Annotated in this window: 16 protein-coding genes; 4 read left to right on the forward strand and 12 right to left on the reverse strand. The window is 62.2% G+C overall.

Translation table 11 applies throughout. The features are described 5' to 3' along the window. Position 1: 1 nt before the first annotated feature. Together TU82_RS15590 and TU82_RS15595 are read right to left on the reverse strand one after the other, a co-directional pair. Positions 2–862 (reverse strand): MurR/RpiR family transcriptional regulator, encoded by an 861-nt coding sequence (locus TU82_RS15590; RefSeq protein WP_057724035.1) that lies wholly within the window; start codon positions 860–862, stop codon positions 2–4. A gap of 12 nt (positions 863–874) precedes the next feature. After that, positions 875–2224, reverse strand: a complete 1350-nt coding sequence (locus TU82_RS15595; RefSeq protein WP_197678326.1) for a GntT/GntP/DsdX family permease — start codon at positions 2222–2224, stop codon at positions 875–877. A 248-nt stretch (positions 2225–2472) separates the two neighbouring features. On the opposite strand from TU82_RS15595, the gene TU82_RS15600 reads away from it, so the two are divergent. Continuing rightward, the gene (locus TU82_RS15600; RefSeq protein WP_057724037.1) at positions 2473–2853 is read left to right on the forward strand and encodes a lysozyme inhibitor LprI family protein; all 381 of its coding nucleotides are present in this window, start codon (positions 2473–2475) and stop codon (positions 2851–2853) included. A 12-nt stretch (positions 2854–2865) separates the two neighbouring features. On the opposite strand, the gene TU82_RS15605 is transcribed toward TU82_RS15600, so the two are convergent. The 4 genes from TU82_RS15605 to TU82_RS15620 all read right to left on the reverse strand — a co-directional run bounded on the left by TU82_RS15605 (position 2866) and on the right by TU82_RS15620 (position 7187). Beyond that, positions 2866–4311: a SulP family inorganic anion transporter gene (locus TU82_RS15605; RefSeq protein WP_057724038.1), complete on the reverse strand. Its 1446-nt coding sequence runs from the start codon at positions 4309–4311 to the stop codon at positions 2866–2868. 185 nt (positions 4312–4496) lie between these two features. After that, complete coding sequence (locus TU82_RS15610) at positions 4497–5390, reverse strand: NAD-dependent epimerase/dehydratase family protein (RefSeq protein WP_057724039.1); 894 nt, start codon at positions 5388–5390, stop codon at positions 4497–4499. Positions 5391–5493: 103 nt separating this feature from the next. Further along, positions 5494–6390, reverse strand: a complete 897-nt coding sequence (locus TU82_RS15615; protein ID WP_057724040.1) for a LysR family transcriptional regulator — start codon at positions 6388–6390, stop codon at positions 5494–5496. A gap of 29 nt (positions 6391–6419) precedes the next feature. Then, positions 6420–7187, reverse strand: coding sequence for a sulfite exporter TauE/SafE family protein (locus tag TU82_RS15620; protein ID WP_057724106.1), 768 nt, complete (start codon positions 7185–7187; stop codon positions 6420–6422). A gap of 92 nt (positions 7188–7279) precedes the next feature. On the opposite strand from TU82_RS15620, the gene TU82_RS15625 reads away from it, so the two are divergent. Then, positions 7280–8170: a LysR substrate-binding domain-containing protein gene (locus TU82_RS15625; protein ID WP_057724041.1), complete on the forward strand. Its 891-nt coding sequence runs from the start codon at positions 7280–7282 to the stop codon at positions 8168–8170. Here TU82_RS15625 and TU82_RS15630 read toward each other — a convergent pair. Beyond that, positions 8116–9525: an amino acid permease gene (locus TU82_RS15630; RefSeq protein WP_057724042.1), complete on the reverse strand. Its 1410-nt coding sequence runs from the start codon at positions 9523–9525 to the stop codon at positions 8116–8118. The two genes, TU82_RS15625 and TU82_RS15630, sit on opposite strands and share 55 nt — an antisense overlap. Before the next feature lie 246 nt (positions 9526–9771). Then, the gene (gene kynU, locus TU82_RS15635; protein ID WP_057724043.1) at positions 9772–11022 is read right to left on the reverse strand and encodes a kynureninase; all 1251 of its coding nucleotides are present in this window, start codon (positions 11020–11022) and stop codon (positions 9772–9774) included. A gap of 144 nt (positions 11023–11166) precedes the next feature. Here kynU and TU82_RS15640 point away from each other — a divergent pair, with 144 nt between their 5' ends. Continuing rightward, positions 11167–11640 carry an Lrp/AsnC family transcriptional regulator gene (locus TU82_RS15640; RefSeq protein WP_017531067.1) on the forward strand — a complete coding sequence of 158 codons (474 nt, stop codon included), beginning with the start codon at positions 11167–11169 and terminating at the stop codon, positions 11638–11640. Positions 11641–11766: 126 nt separating this feature from the next. On the opposite strand, the gene catA is transcribed toward TU82_RS15640, so the two are convergent. Genes catA through TU82_RS15655 form a run of 3 tightly spaced genes read right to left on the reverse strand, consistent with a single transcriptional unit; the run spans position 11767 to position 14167 of the window. Beyond that, positions 11767–12696, reverse strand: a complete 930-nt coding sequence (gene catA, locus TU82_RS15645; protein ID WP_057724044.1) for a catechol 1,2-dioxygenase — start codon at positions 12694–12696, stop codon at positions 11767–11769. 40 nt (positions 12697–12736) lie between these two features. Next, the gene (catC, locus tag TU82_RS15650; protein ID WP_057724045.1) at positions 12737–13027 is read right to left on the reverse strand and encodes a muconolactone Delta-isomerase; all 291 of its coding nucleotides are present in this window, start codon (positions 13025–13027) and stop codon (positions 12737–12739) included. A gap of 12 nt (positions 13028–13039) precedes the next feature. Next, positions 13040–14167 (reverse strand): muconate cycloisomerase family protein, encoded by a 1128-nt coding sequence (locus TU82_RS15655; RefSeq protein WP_057724046.1) that lies wholly within the window; start codon positions 14165–14167, stop codon positions 13040–13042. Positions 14168–14281: 114 nt separating this feature from the next. On the opposite strand from TU82_RS15655, the gene TU82_RS15660 reads away from it, so the two are divergent. Next, the gene (locus TU82_RS15660; protein ID WP_057724047.1) at positions 14282–15157 is read left to right on the forward strand and encodes a LysR family transcriptional regulator; all 876 of its coding nucleotides are present in this window, start codon (positions 14282–14284) and stop codon (positions 15155–15157) included. Positions 15158–15293: 136 nt separating this feature from the next. On the opposite strand, the gene TU82_RS15665 is transcribed toward TU82_RS15660, so the two are convergent. Then, positions 15294–16274: an AraC family transcriptional regulator gene (locus tag TU82_RS15665; protein WP_057724048.1), complete on the reverse strand. Its 981-nt coding sequence runs from the start codon at positions 16272–16274 to the stop codon at positions 15294–15296. Positions 16275–16505: the final 231 nt, after the last annotated feature.

A 16505-nucleotide genomic window follows, 5' to 3' on the forward strand; every position in this document is an offset into this window, starting at 1 on the left:
TTCAGTCTCCGAGCGGCAGGCTGTCAGGGCCGCCGCGATAATCGTCCAGGGCCAGTTTGATCCGGCGCAGGCGTTCCTGGTTGGCGTCGGGCATGGCCAGCGCCAGCTCGGTGGCCAGCAGGTCAATGGCCAGCAGCATGCCGTAGCGCGCAGCCGTAGGTTTGTAGATAAAATGGGTTTCAGCCGGTTGCAGCGGCAGCAGCACGTCCGCCAGCCCGGCCAGAGGGGAATCCGCCAGGGTGATGGCGACAATGCGCGCGTCGTAGTTGCGCGCCAGGGTCACCACGTCCAGCAGCTCGGGAGTAAGGCCGGTCAGCGAGCACACAATAAGCGCCTGCTCCGGCCCCAGGGTCGCGGCCGTCACCCGCATCATCACCGGGTCGTGGCAGGCCGCAATCGGGTAGCCCAGGCGCACCAGCCGCACCTGCAACTCATCGCTGCACAGGCTCGACGGGCCGCCCATGCCGAACGCGTGGATCATGCGTGCCTTGCCGAGCAGGCTCACCGCATCGACAAAGCTGTCCTGATTGAAGCCAGACAGGTGCTGGCGCAGCGTCGCTTCGATATCACCGAGAATCTGCCGATGAAACGCCGACTGTTCCGGCAGCCCCGCCGGGTCGAGGAAGCGGCTGCCCACCCCGCTGGCCTGCGCCAACTGCAGGCGCAAGTCACGCAAATCGCGACAACCGACACTGCGGGCAAAGCGCGACAAGGTCGCGGTACTGACCTCGGCCCGTTGCGACAGCGCTTCCAGACTGGCCGACGCGGCAAAGCCCACGTCTTCGAGCATCAGCCTGGCGATACGCCCTTCGCCGGCGCTGAAGGAACCCTGGCGGGCGCGGATCTGGTAGAGGATGTCCATGGCGGCTCCCGGCTACAAAAGGCAGGACAGACCGTAGGTCAGACCGAAGGCCACCACCGAGATCAGGGTTTCCAGCACGGTCCAGGTCTTGAAGGTCTGGATCACCGTCATATTGAAGTATTCCTTGATCAGCCAGAAGCCGCCATCGTTGACGTGGGAAAAGATCACCGAACCGGCACCGGTCGCCAGTACCAGCAATTCAGGGTGTGGATAACCCAGGCCCAGGGCGACCGGCGCGACCACACCGGACGCGGTGGTCATCGCCACCGTGGCCGAGCCCGTGGCGATCCGCATCAGCGCGGCGAACAACCAGCCCATCACCAGCGGCGACAGCTGGAACGCATGGGCCAGGCCAAGAATTTCGTTTGTGACACCGGCGTCCACCAGGATCCGGTTCAAGCCACCGCCCGCCCCCACCAGCAGCGTGATGCTCGCGGTGGGCGCCAGGCATTCATTGGTGAACTTGAGGATCGACTCACGGTTGAAGCCCTGGGCCAGGCCCAGCGTCCAGAAACTCACCAGGGTCGCCACCAGCAGTGCGATCACCGAGTTGCCGATAAATAACAGGAACTGGTTGAAGCCGGTGCCGGGCGTGGACATCACATTGGCCCAACCGCCGATCATCATCAGCACTACCGGCAACAGGAGGGTTCCCATGGTCAGCGCGAAGCTCGGCAAACGGGTACGCGGTTCGCGCTCGATGAACTGACGTTCCAGCGGGTTTTGCGCTGGCAGGTGAATGTGCGGCACGATCAACTTGGCGTAGACCGGGCCAGCGATGATTGCCGTAGGAATGCCGATCAGGATCGCATACAGCACGGTCTGCCCGACCGAGGCGTTATACGCCAGCACCGCCATCATCGCCGCCGGATGCGGCGGCACCAGCGCGTGCACCACCGACAGGCCCGCGACCATCGGCAGACCGACCATCAGGATCGACACGCCCACGCGCCGTGCCACGGTGAAGGCGATCGGCACCAGCAATACAAAGCCCACCTCGAAAAACAGCGGCAGCCCCACCAGGAACGCGATGCAGACCATGGCCCAGTGGGCGTTGCGCTCGCCGAAACGGTTGATCAACGTACGGGCCACCTGCTCCGCGCCACCGGACTCGGCCATCATCTTGCCGAGCATGGTGCCCAGCGCCACGACCAGGGCGATATGCCCCAGGGTCTTGCCGACGCCCGCCTCATAAGAGCCCATGATGGTGTCCGCCGGCATCCCGGCCATCAGCGCCAGGCCAATGGACACCAGGGTGATGACGATAAACGGGTTGAGCCGGTAACGCGCGATCAGCACGATCAAAGCAATGATGGCGATGGCAGCGTATGCCAACAGCCCGAAGCCCGGTGATGCGGCCATGCGGTACTCCTCGGAAAGGGTCACGTCGAATTGGTTGTGAAACTCATAAATCATTACCGAGGTGATTTTTCAATTTTCATGAAAGTAATTTTCGCGCAGGGATAAGCGCTGTCGCCGTGGGATATGCCCGACGCCGCCGCATGAAAATTCAGGGGGTGTTCTTACATGACCTTCGGATAAAGGCTGGAAACTCAACGAGCGCGGTCGAGTCATACACTGCACATCCATTGATGCCAGGACAAACACTGATGATTCGCACCACACTCGCCGTCGGCGCCCTGCTTCTGGCTGTGGGCGGCACTGCCGCCGCCGCCGACAACCCGGCGCTGACAAAATGCATGGACGGCGCCCAGACCACCGCCGACATGGTCGGCTGCAATGTCAAGGAAGCCAAGGTGCAGGATGCACGGTTGAACAAGGCCTACAAGACCGCACTGGCCGCCCAGGAAGGCAACCGCAAGCAGCAACTGCAGGACCTGCAGCGCCTGTGGATCAAATACCGTGACGCCAATTGCGCCTTCGCCGGCAGCGCCACCGGCGGCACCATCGATCAGGTCAACGGTTCCGGCTGCGTGCTGGACATGACCCAGACCCGGGCGCAGGAACTTGAAGACCTGGTCGGGCCCTAGCCTCGCGCAAGATCAGTCGTGCTGAACCCTGGCGCGCTTGAGCAGCTTCTTGCAGCGCTCGGAGAGATGCAGCACGCGCAGATGCTTGCCCGCTTTGCTGTAGCGCTCACGCAGGGTCATCAGCGCGGCAATTGCTGAATAGTCGACAAAGCTCAGGTGACGGCAATCGAGCGTCACCTGGGCCGGGTCGTTGGCCGGGTCGAATTGATTCAGGAACGGCGTGGTCGAGGCGAAGAACAACGTGCCGTGCAGGCGATACAGTTTGCTGCCGTCAGCTTCCAGGTGCTCATCGGCATACAGCTCACGCGCCTGTTGCCAGGCGAAGTTCAGCGCGGCGATAACGATACCGCACAGCACAGCGGTCGCCAGGTCGGTGAACACGGTGATGACCGTCACCGCGATGATCACCAGCACGTCATTGAGCGGCACTTTGTTGATCACCCGCAACGACGCCCAGGCGAACGTCTGCTGGGACACCACGAACATCACTCCCACCAGCGCCGCCAGCGGAATCCGCTCGATCAGCGGCGACAGAAACAGAATGAACAGCAGGATCATCACCCCGGCAAACACCCCGGAGAATCGCCCGCGCCCGCCGGAACTGAGGTTGATCACGGTTTGCCCGATCATCGCGCAACCGCCCATGCCGCCGAACAGGCCCGAGACCATATTCGCAGCGCCCAGGGCCACGCTTTCGCGGTCGGGGTAGCCACGGGTTTCGGTGATTTCGTCGGTGAGGTTGAGGGTCAGCAGGGTTTCCAGCAGGCCGACCATTGCCATCAGGAACGCGTAGGGCGCGATGATGCCGAGGGTTTCCAGGGTCCAGGGGATCTGCGGCAGCGCGAAGGTCGGCAGGCCGCCCGCGATATGCGCCATATCGCCGAGGGTGCGGGTGGGCAGGTCAAGCAGGTATACCGCCAGGCCCACACCGAGGATCGCCACCAGCGCGGGCGGCACGGCGCGCGTCAGGCGTGGCAGCAGGTAGACGATGGCCATGGTGACCGCCACCAGCGCGGCCATCACGTACAGCGCTGTCCCGCTGAGCCAGGTTTCACCACGTTTGAAGTGTTCCAACTGCGCCAGCGCGATGATAATCGCCAGGCCGTTGACGAACCCCAGCATCACGGGATGCGGCACCATGCGCACCAGCTTGCCCAGGCGCAACAGGCCGAACGCGACCATGATCAAGCCGCCCAGCAGTACTGTCGCCAGCAGATACTCCACGCCGTATTGCACCACCAGCGCCACGATCACCACCGCCATGGAGCCGGCCGCACCGGACACCATGCCGGGCCGGCCGCCGAACAACGCGGTGAGGGTGCAGATGATGAAGGCCCCGTAAAGCCCCATCAACGGGTTGAGATGGGCCACCAGGGCGAAGGCGATGCATTCGGGCAGCAATGCAAATGACGTGGTGAGACCGGCCAGGGCGTCGGCGCGCAGACGGGTGAGGTTCATGGAGTACCAGGGAATTGCGGGGATGAGGCGGGGAATGGTACGGAATTGGGCCGGGCGGGGCTAGCCTTCAGGACCGAGGCGCGGCCAATCGGGGGCAAGCCCCCTCCCACACTTTGAATGTATTCACAGTTCAAATGTGGGAGGGGGCTTGCCCCCGATAGCTTCACCTCGGTATCAAGCGAACATCACACCATCTCGTTGCGAATCCACTCCACCACCGACGTACGCTTGGGCGCCCAGCCAAGCCGTTCACGGGCATGCTTGCCGCGCACTCGGCTGTTGGAGCCCAGGCCGTAGTTGGCCATTTCATACCCCCACTCGGCTTCAGCCTCGGCCAACGGCCAGTCCTGCGGCTCGCCCAGGTTCAGCGCCTGGGCAATCGCCGTGGTCATGTCGATAAAGGCCGCCTCGCCGCTTTCCACGAAGTAGAACGTGCCGGGCACATTCCTGGTCAGCGCCAGCAGGTACAGCGCGACCACGTCTTCGATATGCACGTTGGACCAGATGTTCTGCCCCGGCCCCACATGGCGCACCACGCCACTCTTGCGAGCCTGCTTGAGCAAGCGCGGCAATTGCACGCTGTCGCGCTTCACGCCCAGGCTGTGACCGTAGATCAGGGTGTTACAGATCACCGCCGAATTCACACCCTCCCTGGCCGCCGCCAGGATCAGGTTATCGATTGCCACCCGAGCGGCCTTGTCAGCGGTCGGCTGCGGCAGAGTGTCCTCGAAGTAAATGACATCACTGGCCTTGCCGCCCGACGCGTCGCCGACGATGCTCGAACCGCTGGTGTGCAGGAATGGCTTGTTGGAGCCTTTCAACGCAGCCAGCAGGGTTTCGACAGCAACGCGATGGTCGCTGCTGGCGGCATTGATCACCGCATCGGCGTGCTGCGCCTGCTTGGTCAATACGGCGGCGTCATCGAGGGTGCCGATCACTGGGGTGATGCCCAGTGCGGTCATTTCAGCGGCTTGCTCGGCGCTGCGCACCAGACCGGTGACGGCGTGACCGGCCTTGACCAGACCGGTGGCGATGGAGCCGCCGATAAAACCGGCTGCGCCGGTAACGAATACATTCATGGAGAGTGCTCCTGACTGGGTAAGTGTTGAACCCAGTATCAGGCAGCTCCTGGCGTCGAATAACCCCGTGTTGACCAATTCACTCTTGCGCGGCAGTCACGAATCAGCGGGCATAACGCGCCAGCTTGGCCTGGATAAAGTCCAGGAAGCACTGGATACGCAACGCCAGTTGCGAGTTGCGGTAGTACACCGCATGGATCGGCTGGCGATAGCCGCTGTTGAACGTTTCCAGGAGTGGCACCAGGTGCCCGGCCTCAATGTCTTTGTGTGTCATGAAGTTGGACAGGCAGCAAATGCCCTGCCCCGCCAATGCCAGGTGGCGCACGGTTTCACCGCTGGACGCGGCAATACCCGGCTGGATCAGCCAGCGATCGCCTTCGGCATGGCGCAGCGGCCAGTGGTTGAGGGTGTCGGTGTGGCTGAACCCCAGCAACGTATGCTCGGCCAATTCGGCGACCGTGGTCGGCGTGCCATGCTGCTTGAGGTATTCGGCGCTGGCCAGGATGTGCAGCGGCGTACTGCCCAGGGCACGGGCATGCAGGGTGGAGTCGGCCAGGGCGCCGATACGAATGGCGATATCGGTGCTTTGCTCCAGCAGGTCGATGATCAGGTCGTCGCTGTTCAGTTCCAGTTGGATATCCGGGTACAGGCCCCGAAACTCGCCGATGTACGGCAGGATCCCGTGCAGCATGAACGGCACCGCCGCATTGATCCGCAGCCGCCCGGCCGGTTTTTTCCGGCGTGACGACAGTCGTTCCTCCAGCTCTTCCATTTGCGCCAGGATCGCCTTGGCCTGCTCAAGGAAGTACCGGCCCTCCTCGGTCAGGTCCATGCGCCGCGTGGTGCGATTGATCAGGGTGGTGTCGAGCTTGGCCTCCAGGCGCGACAAGGTGCGGCTGACCGCCGACGGCGTCTGGCCGACCTGCTCGGCGGCGGCGGAAATCGAGCCGCACTCGATCACGCTGACAAAGATCTGTAGTTCATCGGATCGGGCTTTCACGGGCGGTCCTGGTTATCGGCTCGGGCTCATTATTGACCACTCAGCAACAAATGGCCTCCCAATAGCGCCATGCCGCTGAAAAATCCTCGCTTGAACCACAGTGCACTGATGCGCTGGCGCACCACCTGGCCCAACCACATCCCCAGCAACGCCGGCACCAGCGCCAACACCGATGCGCCGAGTTCACCGCCACCGAGCGCGCCGCGCCAGGCCAGCCCGCCGGCCAACGCCAGGGTCGACACGCTGAACGACAGCCCCAGCGCCTGCACCAGTTGGTCGCGATTCAAGCCCAATGCCTGCAGGTACGGCACCGCAGGAATCACGAACACGCCGGTGGCCGCCGTGATGATGCCGGTGATCATTCCGCACAACGGGCCCAACCAACGCTCGGTTCGGGGCGCTACCCTGAAGGTCGGCAGAAATAACCCGCTCAGCGCATACACCAGCAACGCCGCGCCCAACGCGCGCACCACCCACGGCCCACCGTCCATGCCCAGCCACAGCGTGCCCAGCCCGGCGCCCAGGACAATCATCAGCAACAATGGCCACAGGCGCTTGAGCAAGGTGCTCAGGTGACCACCCAAGGCCAGTTGCCAGAGATTGGTCACAGTCGAAGGAATGATCAGTAACGCCGCAGCCTGCGCCGGCAACATAGCCAGGCCGAGCATGCCCATGGCCACCGTGGGCAGGCCGAGGCCAATCACGCCCTTGACCGTACCGGCCAGCAGGAACGTACCGATCACCAGCAATGTCAGGGCGGGGCCGAGGGTTTGGTAAAAGGTCAGGAAAGTCATCATGCAGAAAGTGTGCAGTTTTGCCGAGCCGTTGAACATTCGCCATATACTGAGGCAGCCTCTTGTTTTGGATGAGGCTGAGGGAATCTTGAGCCATGCACTTTGACCTGATTGACCTGCGCCTCTACCTGCACATCCTCGACACCGGCAACATCACCGCCGGTGCCGCCCGCAGCCATTTATCCCTGGCCGCCGCCAGCGCGCGCATTCGGGCGATGGAAGCTTCGATGGGCATCGAACTGCTGGAGCGTGGCCGCCGTGGCGTCACGCCGACACCTGCCGGCAAAGCCCTGGGCCGTCACGCCCGCCTGCTGCTGCAACAGGCCGAGCACCTGCAACAAGACTTGGCGGAATACGCCAACGGCGTCAAAGGCCAGGTGCGTCTGCTGTGCAATACCACCGCGCTGAGCGAATACCTGCCGGAACTGCTGGCGGACTTTCTGCGCGAACACCCCAACCTCGATATCGACCTGCAGGAGTTGCCCAGCCTGCGCATTATCCAGGCCCTGCGCCAAGGCACGGCGGACCTCGGAATTATCTCCGATGCAGTGGATACCCACGGCTTGCAGACACTGGCATTTCGCGACGACCCGCTGGTGCTGATCATGCCCTTCGACCATCCGCTGAAAACCGCAAATTTCATCGACAGCCTGCAATACGACCATGTAGGCCTGGCAGCCAATAGCGCGCTGGCGGTGTACCTGGAGGAACAGGCCCTGCACGCAGGCTATCGCCTGCAAACGCGCATTCGCGCCGAGGGTTTCGATGGGGTGATTCGCATGGTCGCCCGGGGTGCGGGCCTGGGCATCGTACCGCAGGCCGCCCTGGACCGCTGGCCGCAGGAAGATCGCATCAAGGCCCAGCCGCTCAAGGAGGACTGGGCCTGTCGCCGACTGCTGCTCTGCGCGCGCTCGTTCGAACACCTGCCGGGTTATGCCAGGGCCTTGTTCGATGCCTTGGCCCTGCCCTTGCGGAAAAACCCGTAATACACCGCGCTCAGGATCAGCAGGAACGGCACGCCAAACACCAGGGTCATCCTGAACGCGTCAGTGAAATACGTGGTGATCATCACCGCACCCATCAGCACCAGCCCCAGCAGTGTGCTGTATGGAAACAGGCGCAGCTCGAAGGACAGCGTCGGCCCGCCATGGCGCTTGCGATAGCGCCGGAAAAACAGGTGCGTGAGGAAGATCATGAACCAGGTGAAGATCGCCCCGAACATCGAGATCGCCATCATCAGCGTGAACGCGCTTTGCGGGTACACCACGTTGAGCAGAGTCGCCAATGCAATACCGGAGCTGGACAGCAGCAAGGCATTGAGCGGGATGCCGCTCTTGCTCAATGCACCCATGGACCTGGGCGCAAAGCCCGCGCGGGACAGGCTGAACATCATGCGCGTGGTGATGTAGAGCTGGCTGTTCATCGCCGACAGCGCCGCGATCAGAATCACGAAGTTCATCACCCCGGTGGCGCCGGGAATGCCGAGGGTCTGCATCACCGTGACGAACGGGCTCTGGGCCTGGCCGGCCTGGTTCCACGGCACGATGGCAAGCATCAGCGCCAGGGTCAGCAGGTAGAACACCACCAGACGCACAATCGTCGCGCGAAAGGCTTTCTTCACCGCCCGCTCCGGGTCGGCCGCTTCACCGGCAGCCACTGCGATCATCTCCACACTCAAGTAGCTGAAGATCGACACGATCACCGCGATCCACATGCCGCTCAACCCATGGGGGAAAAACCCCTCGTGGGCAGTGTAGTTCTGCACGCCATACGCCGGGTTGCCCGAGCCGAACACCACGTACACCGCCAGGATGATGAAGCCGACAATCGCGCTGATCTTGATGGTGGAAAACCAGTATTCGAAGTTGCCGAACGTCTTCACGCTGATCGCATTGAGCAGGATCAACACGCTGGAGAACGACAGGATCCACACCCACTCCGGCACGTTGGTGAACCAGTACTTCATGTACATCGCCACCGCCGTCACCTCGGCCCCGACGGCCAGCACAATCGCCGCCCAGTAGGCATAACGCACCAGGAACCCGGCCAGCGGGCTGATGTAAAACTCCGCGTAGGCGCCAAAAGAGCCGGAAGTGGAATGGGCCACCGTCATCTCCGCCAGGCAGCCCATCAGGATCAAGGTGATCAACGCACCGATGGCGTAGCTGAGCAATACACTGGGCCCGGCATAGCCAATGGCGTAGGCGCTGCCCATGAACAGGCCGGTGCCAATGGCGCCGCCGATGGCGATCATGCTCATTTGCCCGGACGTGAGCTGGCGCCTGAGCCCCAGTTCGCGGTGGGTGATTTCTGCAAAGCCGTTGTCTTCTGGCGTGTTCACGTGGCGTGCCCCTTTTATTATTGTGTTTGCTGCTGTTGTCACAAATCCCCTGTGGGAGGGGGCAAGTCCTAATGCCAGTCAGTCAAGCGTACCTTGCCCTCTGTAGGAGCGAGCTTGCTCGCGAAAAATGTCAACGATAACGCGTGCTTCCTGAATGAACGCGGTGTCTGTGAGTTTTTCGCGAGCAAGCTCGCTCCTACAAAAATCCTTAATTGACTCCCCTCCCACACTGGTTTTGTGGTGCTATCAGGTAACGCTGTTGCGCACCTTGAATTGCGGCTGGTCCCAGGTGCTGTTGTCGAGAATGTCACCGAGGATTTCCACCGCGTCCCACACGTCGGTGAAGCGGGTGTACAGCGGGGTAAAACCGAACCGCATGATGCGCGGCTCACGGTAGTCACCGATCACGCCCCGGGCGATCAGCGCCTGGATCACCGCGTAACCTTCAGGGTGTTCGAAACTCACATGGCTGCCGCGCCTGGCGTGTTCACGCGGGGTGATCAGCTTCAAGCCATGGACGGCGCAGCGTGCTTCGACCCGCTCGATAAACAGATCGGTCAATGCCAGGGATTTGGTGCGCAGGCTGGCCATATCGGTCTGTTCAAATATCTCCAGGCCACATTCCACCATGGCCAGCGAGGTGATCGGCTGGGTGCCGCACAGGTAGCGGGCGATGCCGGCACTGGGCGCGTAGCTCGATTGCATCGCGAACTGGCGGGTATGCCCGAACCAGCCCGACAGCGGCTGGCGCACCAGGTCCACCAAGGCCGGGCTGACCCACACGAACGCCTGGGAGCCCGGCCCGCCATTGAGGTATTTGTAGGTGCAGCCAATCGCATAATCGGCCCCGGCCGCGTTCAGGTCGATGGGCACCGCGCCGGCCGAATGCGCCAGGTCCCAGAGGCTCAACGCGCCGCACTCATGGCTCAAGGCGGTGAGTGCGTGCATGTCGTACATATAGCCGGTCTTGTAGTTGACGTGGGTGAGCATTACTACGGCCACATCCTCGTCGATGGCGCTGGGCAGTTCATCCGGGCTGTTGACCAACCGCAGCGCGTAACCCTGCTGCAACAGCTCGGCAAGGCCCTCGGCGATGTAGAGATCGGTGGGAAAATTGCTCGCTTCGCTGACGATCACCTTGCGCGTCTGCGCACGCTCGCGCTGTACGCTCAGCGCCGCGCTGAGCACCTTGAACAGGTTGATCGACGTGGTATCGGTGACCGCCACTTCGCCCTCGCCGACGCCGATCAGTGGTGCCAGGCGGTTGCCCAGGCGCAGGGACAGGTCCGCCCAACCGGCGCTGTTCCAGCTGCGAATCAAGCCGTTGCCCCATTCTTCGGCGATCACCTGTTGCGCCCGCGCCAACGCCGCCCGCGGACGTGCGCCGAGGGAATTGCCATCGAGGTAGATGACACCCTCGGGCAAGGCGAACTGATCGCGCAACGGCGCGAGCGGGTCCTGGGCGTCGAGGGCTTGGCAATGGCTTCGGGTGGTCATGGTCTGTCCTGGTTTTTATACGGGAGGATGGACCAAATAATGAACGAAGTTTTAGAGAATTTTCGTGCAAAGTGGTAGGTGAAGCGCTATTTAAGCTGTAGGAAATTCGAATTTAACTCCCAAACACGCGGATTTATTCAAACCATGATTCTTGACGCCACCGACCTGCGCCTCCTGCATTTCCTGCAACAGGATGGGCGTATCAGCAACCAGGAACTGGCGGAAAAAGTCGCGCTGTCGCCCTCGGCCTGCCTGCGCCGTTTGCGCCTGCTGGAAAGCGAAGGGGTGATCAGCGGCTATCGGGCGGTGCTCAATGCCGAGCAATTGGGCATTGAGCTTGAGGCCATCGTGCATCTGTCCCTGCGCCAGGATGTGGAAGACTGGCACGAGACGTTCATCAAGAAAGTGCAGGGTTGGCCGGAGGTGGCCAGTGCCTATGTGATCACCGGCGCCAGCAACTATGTGCTGCGGGTACAGGCGCGCAACCTCAAGCATTTTTCGGACTTTATCGTGAACCACCTGAACCGCACGGCGGGGGTGATGGATATACGTTCGGAGATTGTGTTGCAGAAGATCAAGGATCGGGACGAGGTGCTGGATCTGGTGGTGCGCAAATAGCACCTGCAACACCATTCAAATGTGGGAGGGGGCTTGCCCCCGATTGCAGTGGGTCAGTTACCTATTTACTGACTGATCCACCGCTATCGGGGGCAAGCCCCCTCCCACATTTTTTGACCACGTTGATCAGTCTTCCAGGGCTCGCACTCGCTGCATGCGCTGCTGCTCTATCGGCGCTGTGGCGGGCTGCAACTCAAAGTCAAAATCAATCTGCGCAAACCGCCCCTGCACGCCAAACTCCCGTGCCAGTTGCGGATCGTCACTGAAGCGGATCTCGGCGATCAGCTCATCACGTGTGGCATAGGCAAAATCATCGTGCAGGTACGGATCATCCGACAGGTTGATCTGGGTGGTCAGGTGCCGATGGCCAGGCGCCGAGATGAAAAAATGAATGTGCGCCGGACGCTGCCCATGGCGCCCCAACTGGTCGAGCAACTGCTGGGTCGGCCCGGTCGGCGGGCAGCCGTAGCCGGACGGCACGATGCTGCGAAAACGATAGTTGCCCTGGGCGTCGGTCTCGATGCGGCGGCGCAGGTTGAACTCCGATTGCGTCGGGTCAAACCACGAGTACGTGCCGCCGGTGTTGGCCTGCCACACATCGACAATCGCCCCTGCCAACGGCTTGCCCTGGGTGTCGCGCACCTGCCCGCGCATGAACAGCGGCACGGCATCGTCGCTGCCATCATCCAGGCGCGCTTCGTAGGTGGACAACGGTGCACCGGCCACATACAGCGGGCCTTCGATGGTGCGCGGCGTGCCACCGGATTTGCCGGCCTCGATGTCGGCGGCGTCCATCAACAGGTCCAGGTAATGCTCCAGGCCCAACCCGGCGGCGAGCAGGCCGGCTTCCTGGTGCTTACCCAACTCGTTGAGGTAGTTGACCGCCGTCCAGAACTCCTGCGGGGTCACTTCCAGGTCTTCGATGATGTTCACGGTGTCGCGCAGGATCCGATAGATCAGCGCCTTGGCGCGCGGGTTGCCGCCTTCGCTTCGGTGACCGCTGGCGTCTTCGAGAAACTGCTGGGCGTGGGCAGTCTGGGACAGTCGAATGGACATGGTGCAATCCTCATCTTGTAATTATTGGGTGCGAACAGGCTCAGCGGTCGTCCGCATGGATCGACGATGGATGCCGACACAGCGCATTCACTTCGATGGCCATATAGGGAAACAACGGCAGTTGCATCAGCAGGTCGTGCAGCGCCTGCACGCTCTCGACATCGAACACGCTGTAGTTGGCGTAGTGCCCGGCGATACGCCACAGGTGGCGCCATTTACCTTCCTGTTGCAGGCGCTGCGCCAGGGCCTTTTCTTCGGCCTTGAGGCTGGCGGCGCGCTCGGCGGGCAGGTCGAGCGGCAGGTTCACGGTCATCTTTACGTGGAACAACATGGCAGGTGCCTCTTAGTGGTTGTCACGCCGCAGGAACGCCAGGCGCTCTTCGTCGATTGCCAGGCCCAGGCCCGGTGCGGCGGAGACATGCAGGTGGAAATCACGGTACACCGGCGGCTCGGTGAGGATGTCTTCGGTGAGCAGCAACGGGCCGAACAGTTCGGTGCCCCACGCCAGCGTGTCCAGCGTGACAAAGGCGTGTGCCGACGCCAGGGTGCCGATGCCGCCTTCGAGCATGGTGCCGCCGTAGAGGCCGATGCCCGCCGCTTGCGCTATCGCCGCCGTGCGCAACACCGCACGCGGGCCACCGTTCTTGGCGATCTTGAGGGCGAACACCGAGGCCGCGCCTTCGCGGGCCAGGTTGAACGCATCCTCGACGCATTCAATCGATTCATCGGCCATGATCGGCGCCGGGCTCGACAGGTTCAGCCGCGCCATGCCGCCGCGGTTATTGCGCGAGATCGGCTGTTCGATCAGGTCGATACCGTGGTCCGCCAGCACCCGGCAAGCGCGCAGGGCCACGGCCTCGTCCCAGGCCTGGTTGACGTCGACCCGCACACTGGCGCGCTCGCCCAGCGCGCGCTTGATCGCGATCACGTGGGCCAGGTCACTGTCGACCTCACCGGCGCCGATTTTCAATTTGAAGAGGCGATGGCGGCGCAGGTCGAGCATCTTCTCGGCCTCGCCGATGTCCTGTGCGGTGTTGCCGCTGGCCAGGGTCCAGGCCACCGGCAAGGCATCGCGCACACGGCCGCCGAGCAGTTCGCTGACCGGCAGCTTCAGGCGCTTGCCAAGGGCGTCGAGCAACGCGCTCTCGATGCCCGATTTGGCAAAGGTATTGCCGCGAATGCTGCGCTCCAGGCGCAACATGGCGGCGTTGATATTGCTCGCGTCCTGGCCGATCAGCAGCGGCGCGAAGTGCTGGTCAATGTTGACCTTGATGCTCTCGGGGCTTTCGTTGCCATAACTCAGGCCACCGATGGTGGTGGCTTCACCGAGGCCTTCGATGCCATCGGCGCAACGCAGGCGGATGATCACCAGGGTCTGGTGTTGCATCGTATGCATCGCCAACTTATGCGGGCGAATGGTGGGAAGGTCGACGATGACCGTCTCGATCGACACGATGGGGCAAATCGACATGGCAATACCCGTTGGGTTCTTTATAGGTTTGCGTCGATTCTGTTTCCCATGGTTGAAAGGTTCCAATATAGAATTGGTCTGGTTCGATACCTTGAAGGTATTAAAGGAGCCAACATGGAACTGCGTCACCTGCGCTATTTCCAGGTACTGGGACAGACCCTCAACTTCACCCGCGCCGCCGAACGCCTGCACATCGCCCAGCCGCCGTTGAGTCGGCAAATCCAGCAATTGGAAGACGAATTGGGCGTGGTGCTGCTCGAGCGCGGCCGCCCGCTGCGGCTGACCGAGGCCGGGCGATTTTTCTATGAACACGCCAATGTGCTGCTGGAACAGCTGGGTAAAGCCTGCGACAACACCCGGCGCATCGGCCTGGGTCAGAAGACCTGGCTGGGCATCGGTTTTGCGCCGTCGACCTTGTACGGCGTGCTGCCGGAATTGATTCGGCGCCTGCGCAACCATGTGACGCTGGAGTTGGAACTGGGGCTGTCGGAGATGACCACCTTGCAGCAGGTCGAGGCGCTCAAGGCCGGGCGCATCGATGTGGGTTTCGGGCGGATCCGCATCGACGACCCAGCCATCGTCCAGCGTGTCCTGGTGCAGGACCGGCTGGTGGCGGTGCTGCCCAGCGGCCATCCGTTGCTGGGCGCCCCCGCCACCCTCGCCCAGTTGGCCGCCGAACCCTTTGTGCTGTACCCCGGCAATCCGCGCCCCAGTTATGCCGACCATGTCATCGCCTTGTTCGACGCCCACGGCTTGAGCCTCAAGGTGGCGCAGTGGACCAACGAGTTGCAGACCGCCATCGGCCTGGTGGGCGCCGGCATGGGCGTGACACTGGTGCCGGCGTCGGTGCAGGTGCTGCACCGGGCGGATATCGGCTACACGCCGGTCGTGGAAGCCACCGCGACCTCGCCGATCATCCTCAGCCGGCGAGTGAATGACCAATCGCCGGGGCTCAGTCATTGCCTGCAATTGGTTGAAGAGCTGATCTGAAACCGTCCATACACTGCAATTCCAATGTGGGAGGGGGCTTGCCCCCGATTGCTGTGGCTCAGTCAATGCATGTGTTGACTGACACACTGCTATCGGGGGCAAGCCCCCTCCCACATTTTGATCTCCATTGATTATTTCAAATACTGCGCAGGCGCTTGCGCTGTAAGGTTTGGCTGGGGGATTCATCGAACACTTTGCGATACTCCGCCGAAAACCGCCCCAGATGGGTAAAGCCCCAACCCAGGGCGATCTCGGAGATGGTTCGTGTGGCGCCAAGCTCAAGAAGCTCCTGGCGCACGGCGCTCAGCCGGTACTTCTTCAGATAAGCCATCGGCGACAGCGCAAAATATTTGCGAAAGGCATCGAACAGCTTGAACCGCGACACTCCGGCAGCCGCTTCCAGGTCTTCCAGGTGTACGGCTTCGCGGGCGTTAGCGTGAATGTACTGGCGTGCGCGGATCAAATAGTGGGGCAGTTTCACACCCAGTACGTCGCGCAGCTCTTCGGAATAATTGTTCGGCTGGGCCAGGATCAGCCCCTTGATCAACGAGCTTTCCAGATCACGGGTAAACGCGGCCTGCTCATACAACTCACTGCCGTGTTCCAGTTCGGCAATGACGTAACGCGCCATGCGCCACCACGACGCCGAAGCGCCGTCCACCGCGTCCATTACCGACTCAAAGCGCAACGGCGCCTCGATGGGGCGCTGTAGCAAATTCTCCAGTGACTCACTCATCGCCGCCCGCGTAATCACCACCTGCAACTTGCGGCAGTCGCCGGAAATCGCCAGCACCTGATGCTCGTTGGGCGAGATGATGACGCCCTGGTCGCGGTTGGAACTGAGCCGTTCGCCGTTTTTACTCAACTCCTGCTCGCCCACCAGGGGCAGGCTCAGGCTGTAACTGCTGAAGTGCTCGGCATCTTCGATGTCGATGGTCACATCAGTGCCGTATTCGATCACACCCAGGGTGGTCGCGCGGGACTTGAACATGTTGGCGCTGTGGTGAAAACGCAGGCGTTCGGGCGTGGCGGTGGCCAGGCGATGGGGCCCGCAGATGCCGGACATCCAGCTACGCGCGCCTTCCAGGTCGAAGCGTTGAATCGTTTGGCTGCTCATCAGGTGCACCCACGGCGGTTAGGCGTTTGCGCGCTCTGACGGCGCGTCGTCAGGGTTGGACAGCAAGTAATGCGCCACGCCGGCGAAATGGCCACCAGGTGGATAGCAACTGCCGATTAAGTGGATAAGACGCCGACTTTTCAGGCCGTTGCCCTGCCAGACAGTAGCGCATCCCGTCACCGCCGCGCACCGGGTTGGGTATTTGCTGCCCAATTATCCGGCCTGCCTTCC

This window comes from Pseudomonas orientalis (genome assembly GCF_001439815.1).
Classification (GTDB): Bacteria; Pseudomonadota; Gammaproteobacteria; order Pseudomonadales; family Pseudomonadaceae; genus Aquipseudomonas; species Aquipseudomonas orientalis.

Coding starts and splice junctions, on each gene's coding strand:
- TU82_RS15590 (WP_057724035.1), bottom strand. CDS start 862: ATGGACATCCTCTACCAGATCCGCGCCCGCCAGGGTTCCTTCAGCGCC.
- TU82_RS15595 (WP_197678326.1), bottom strand. CDS start 2,224: ATGGCCGCATCACCGGGCTTCGGGCTGTTGGCATACGCTGCCATCGCC.
- TU82_RS15600 (WP_057724037.1), top strand. CDS start 2,473: ATGATTCGCACCACACTCGCCGTCGGCGCCCTGCTTCTGGCTGTGGGC.
- TU82_RS15605 (WP_057724038.1), bottom strand. CDS start 4,311: ATGAACCTCACCCGTCTGCGCGCCGACGCCCTGGCCGGTCTCACCACG.
- TU82_RS15610 (WP_057724039.1), bottom strand. CDS start 5,390: ATGAATGTATTCGTTACCGGCGCAGCCGGTTTTATCGGCGGCTCCATC.
- TU82_RS15620 (WP_057724106.1), bottom strand. CDS start 7,187: ATGATGACTTTCCTGACCTTTTACCAAACCCTCGGCCCCGCCCTGACA.
- TU82_RS15625 (WP_057724041.1), top strand. CDS start 7,280: ATGCACTTTGACCTGATTGACCTGCGCCTCTACCTGCACATCCTCGAC.
- kynU (WP_057724043.1), bottom strand. CDS start 11,022: ATGACCACCCGAAGCCATTGCCAAGCCCTCGACGCCCAGGACCCGCTC.
- TU82_RS15640 (WP_017531067.1), top strand. CDS start 11,167: ATGATTCTTGACGCCACCGACCTGCGCCTCCTGCATTTCCTGCAACAG.
- catA (WP_057724044.1), bottom strand. CDS start 12,696: ATGTCCATTCGACTGTCCCAGACTGCCCACGCCCAGCAGTTTCTCGAA.
- catC (WP_057724045.1), bottom strand. CDS start 13,027: ATGTTGTTCCACGTAAAGATGACCGTGAACCTGCCGCTCGACCTGCCC.
- TU82_RS15655 (WP_057724046.1), bottom strand. CDS start 14,167: ATGTCGATTTGCCCCATCGTGTCGATCGAGACGGTCATCGTCGACCTT.
- TU82_RS15660 (WP_057724047.1), top strand. CDS start 14,282: ATGGAACTGCGTCACCTGCGCTATTTCCAGGTACTGGGACAGACCCTC.
- TU82_RS15665 (WP_057724048.1), bottom strand. CDS start 16,274: ATGAGCAGCCAAACGATTCAACGCTTCGACCTGGAAGGCGCGCGTAGC.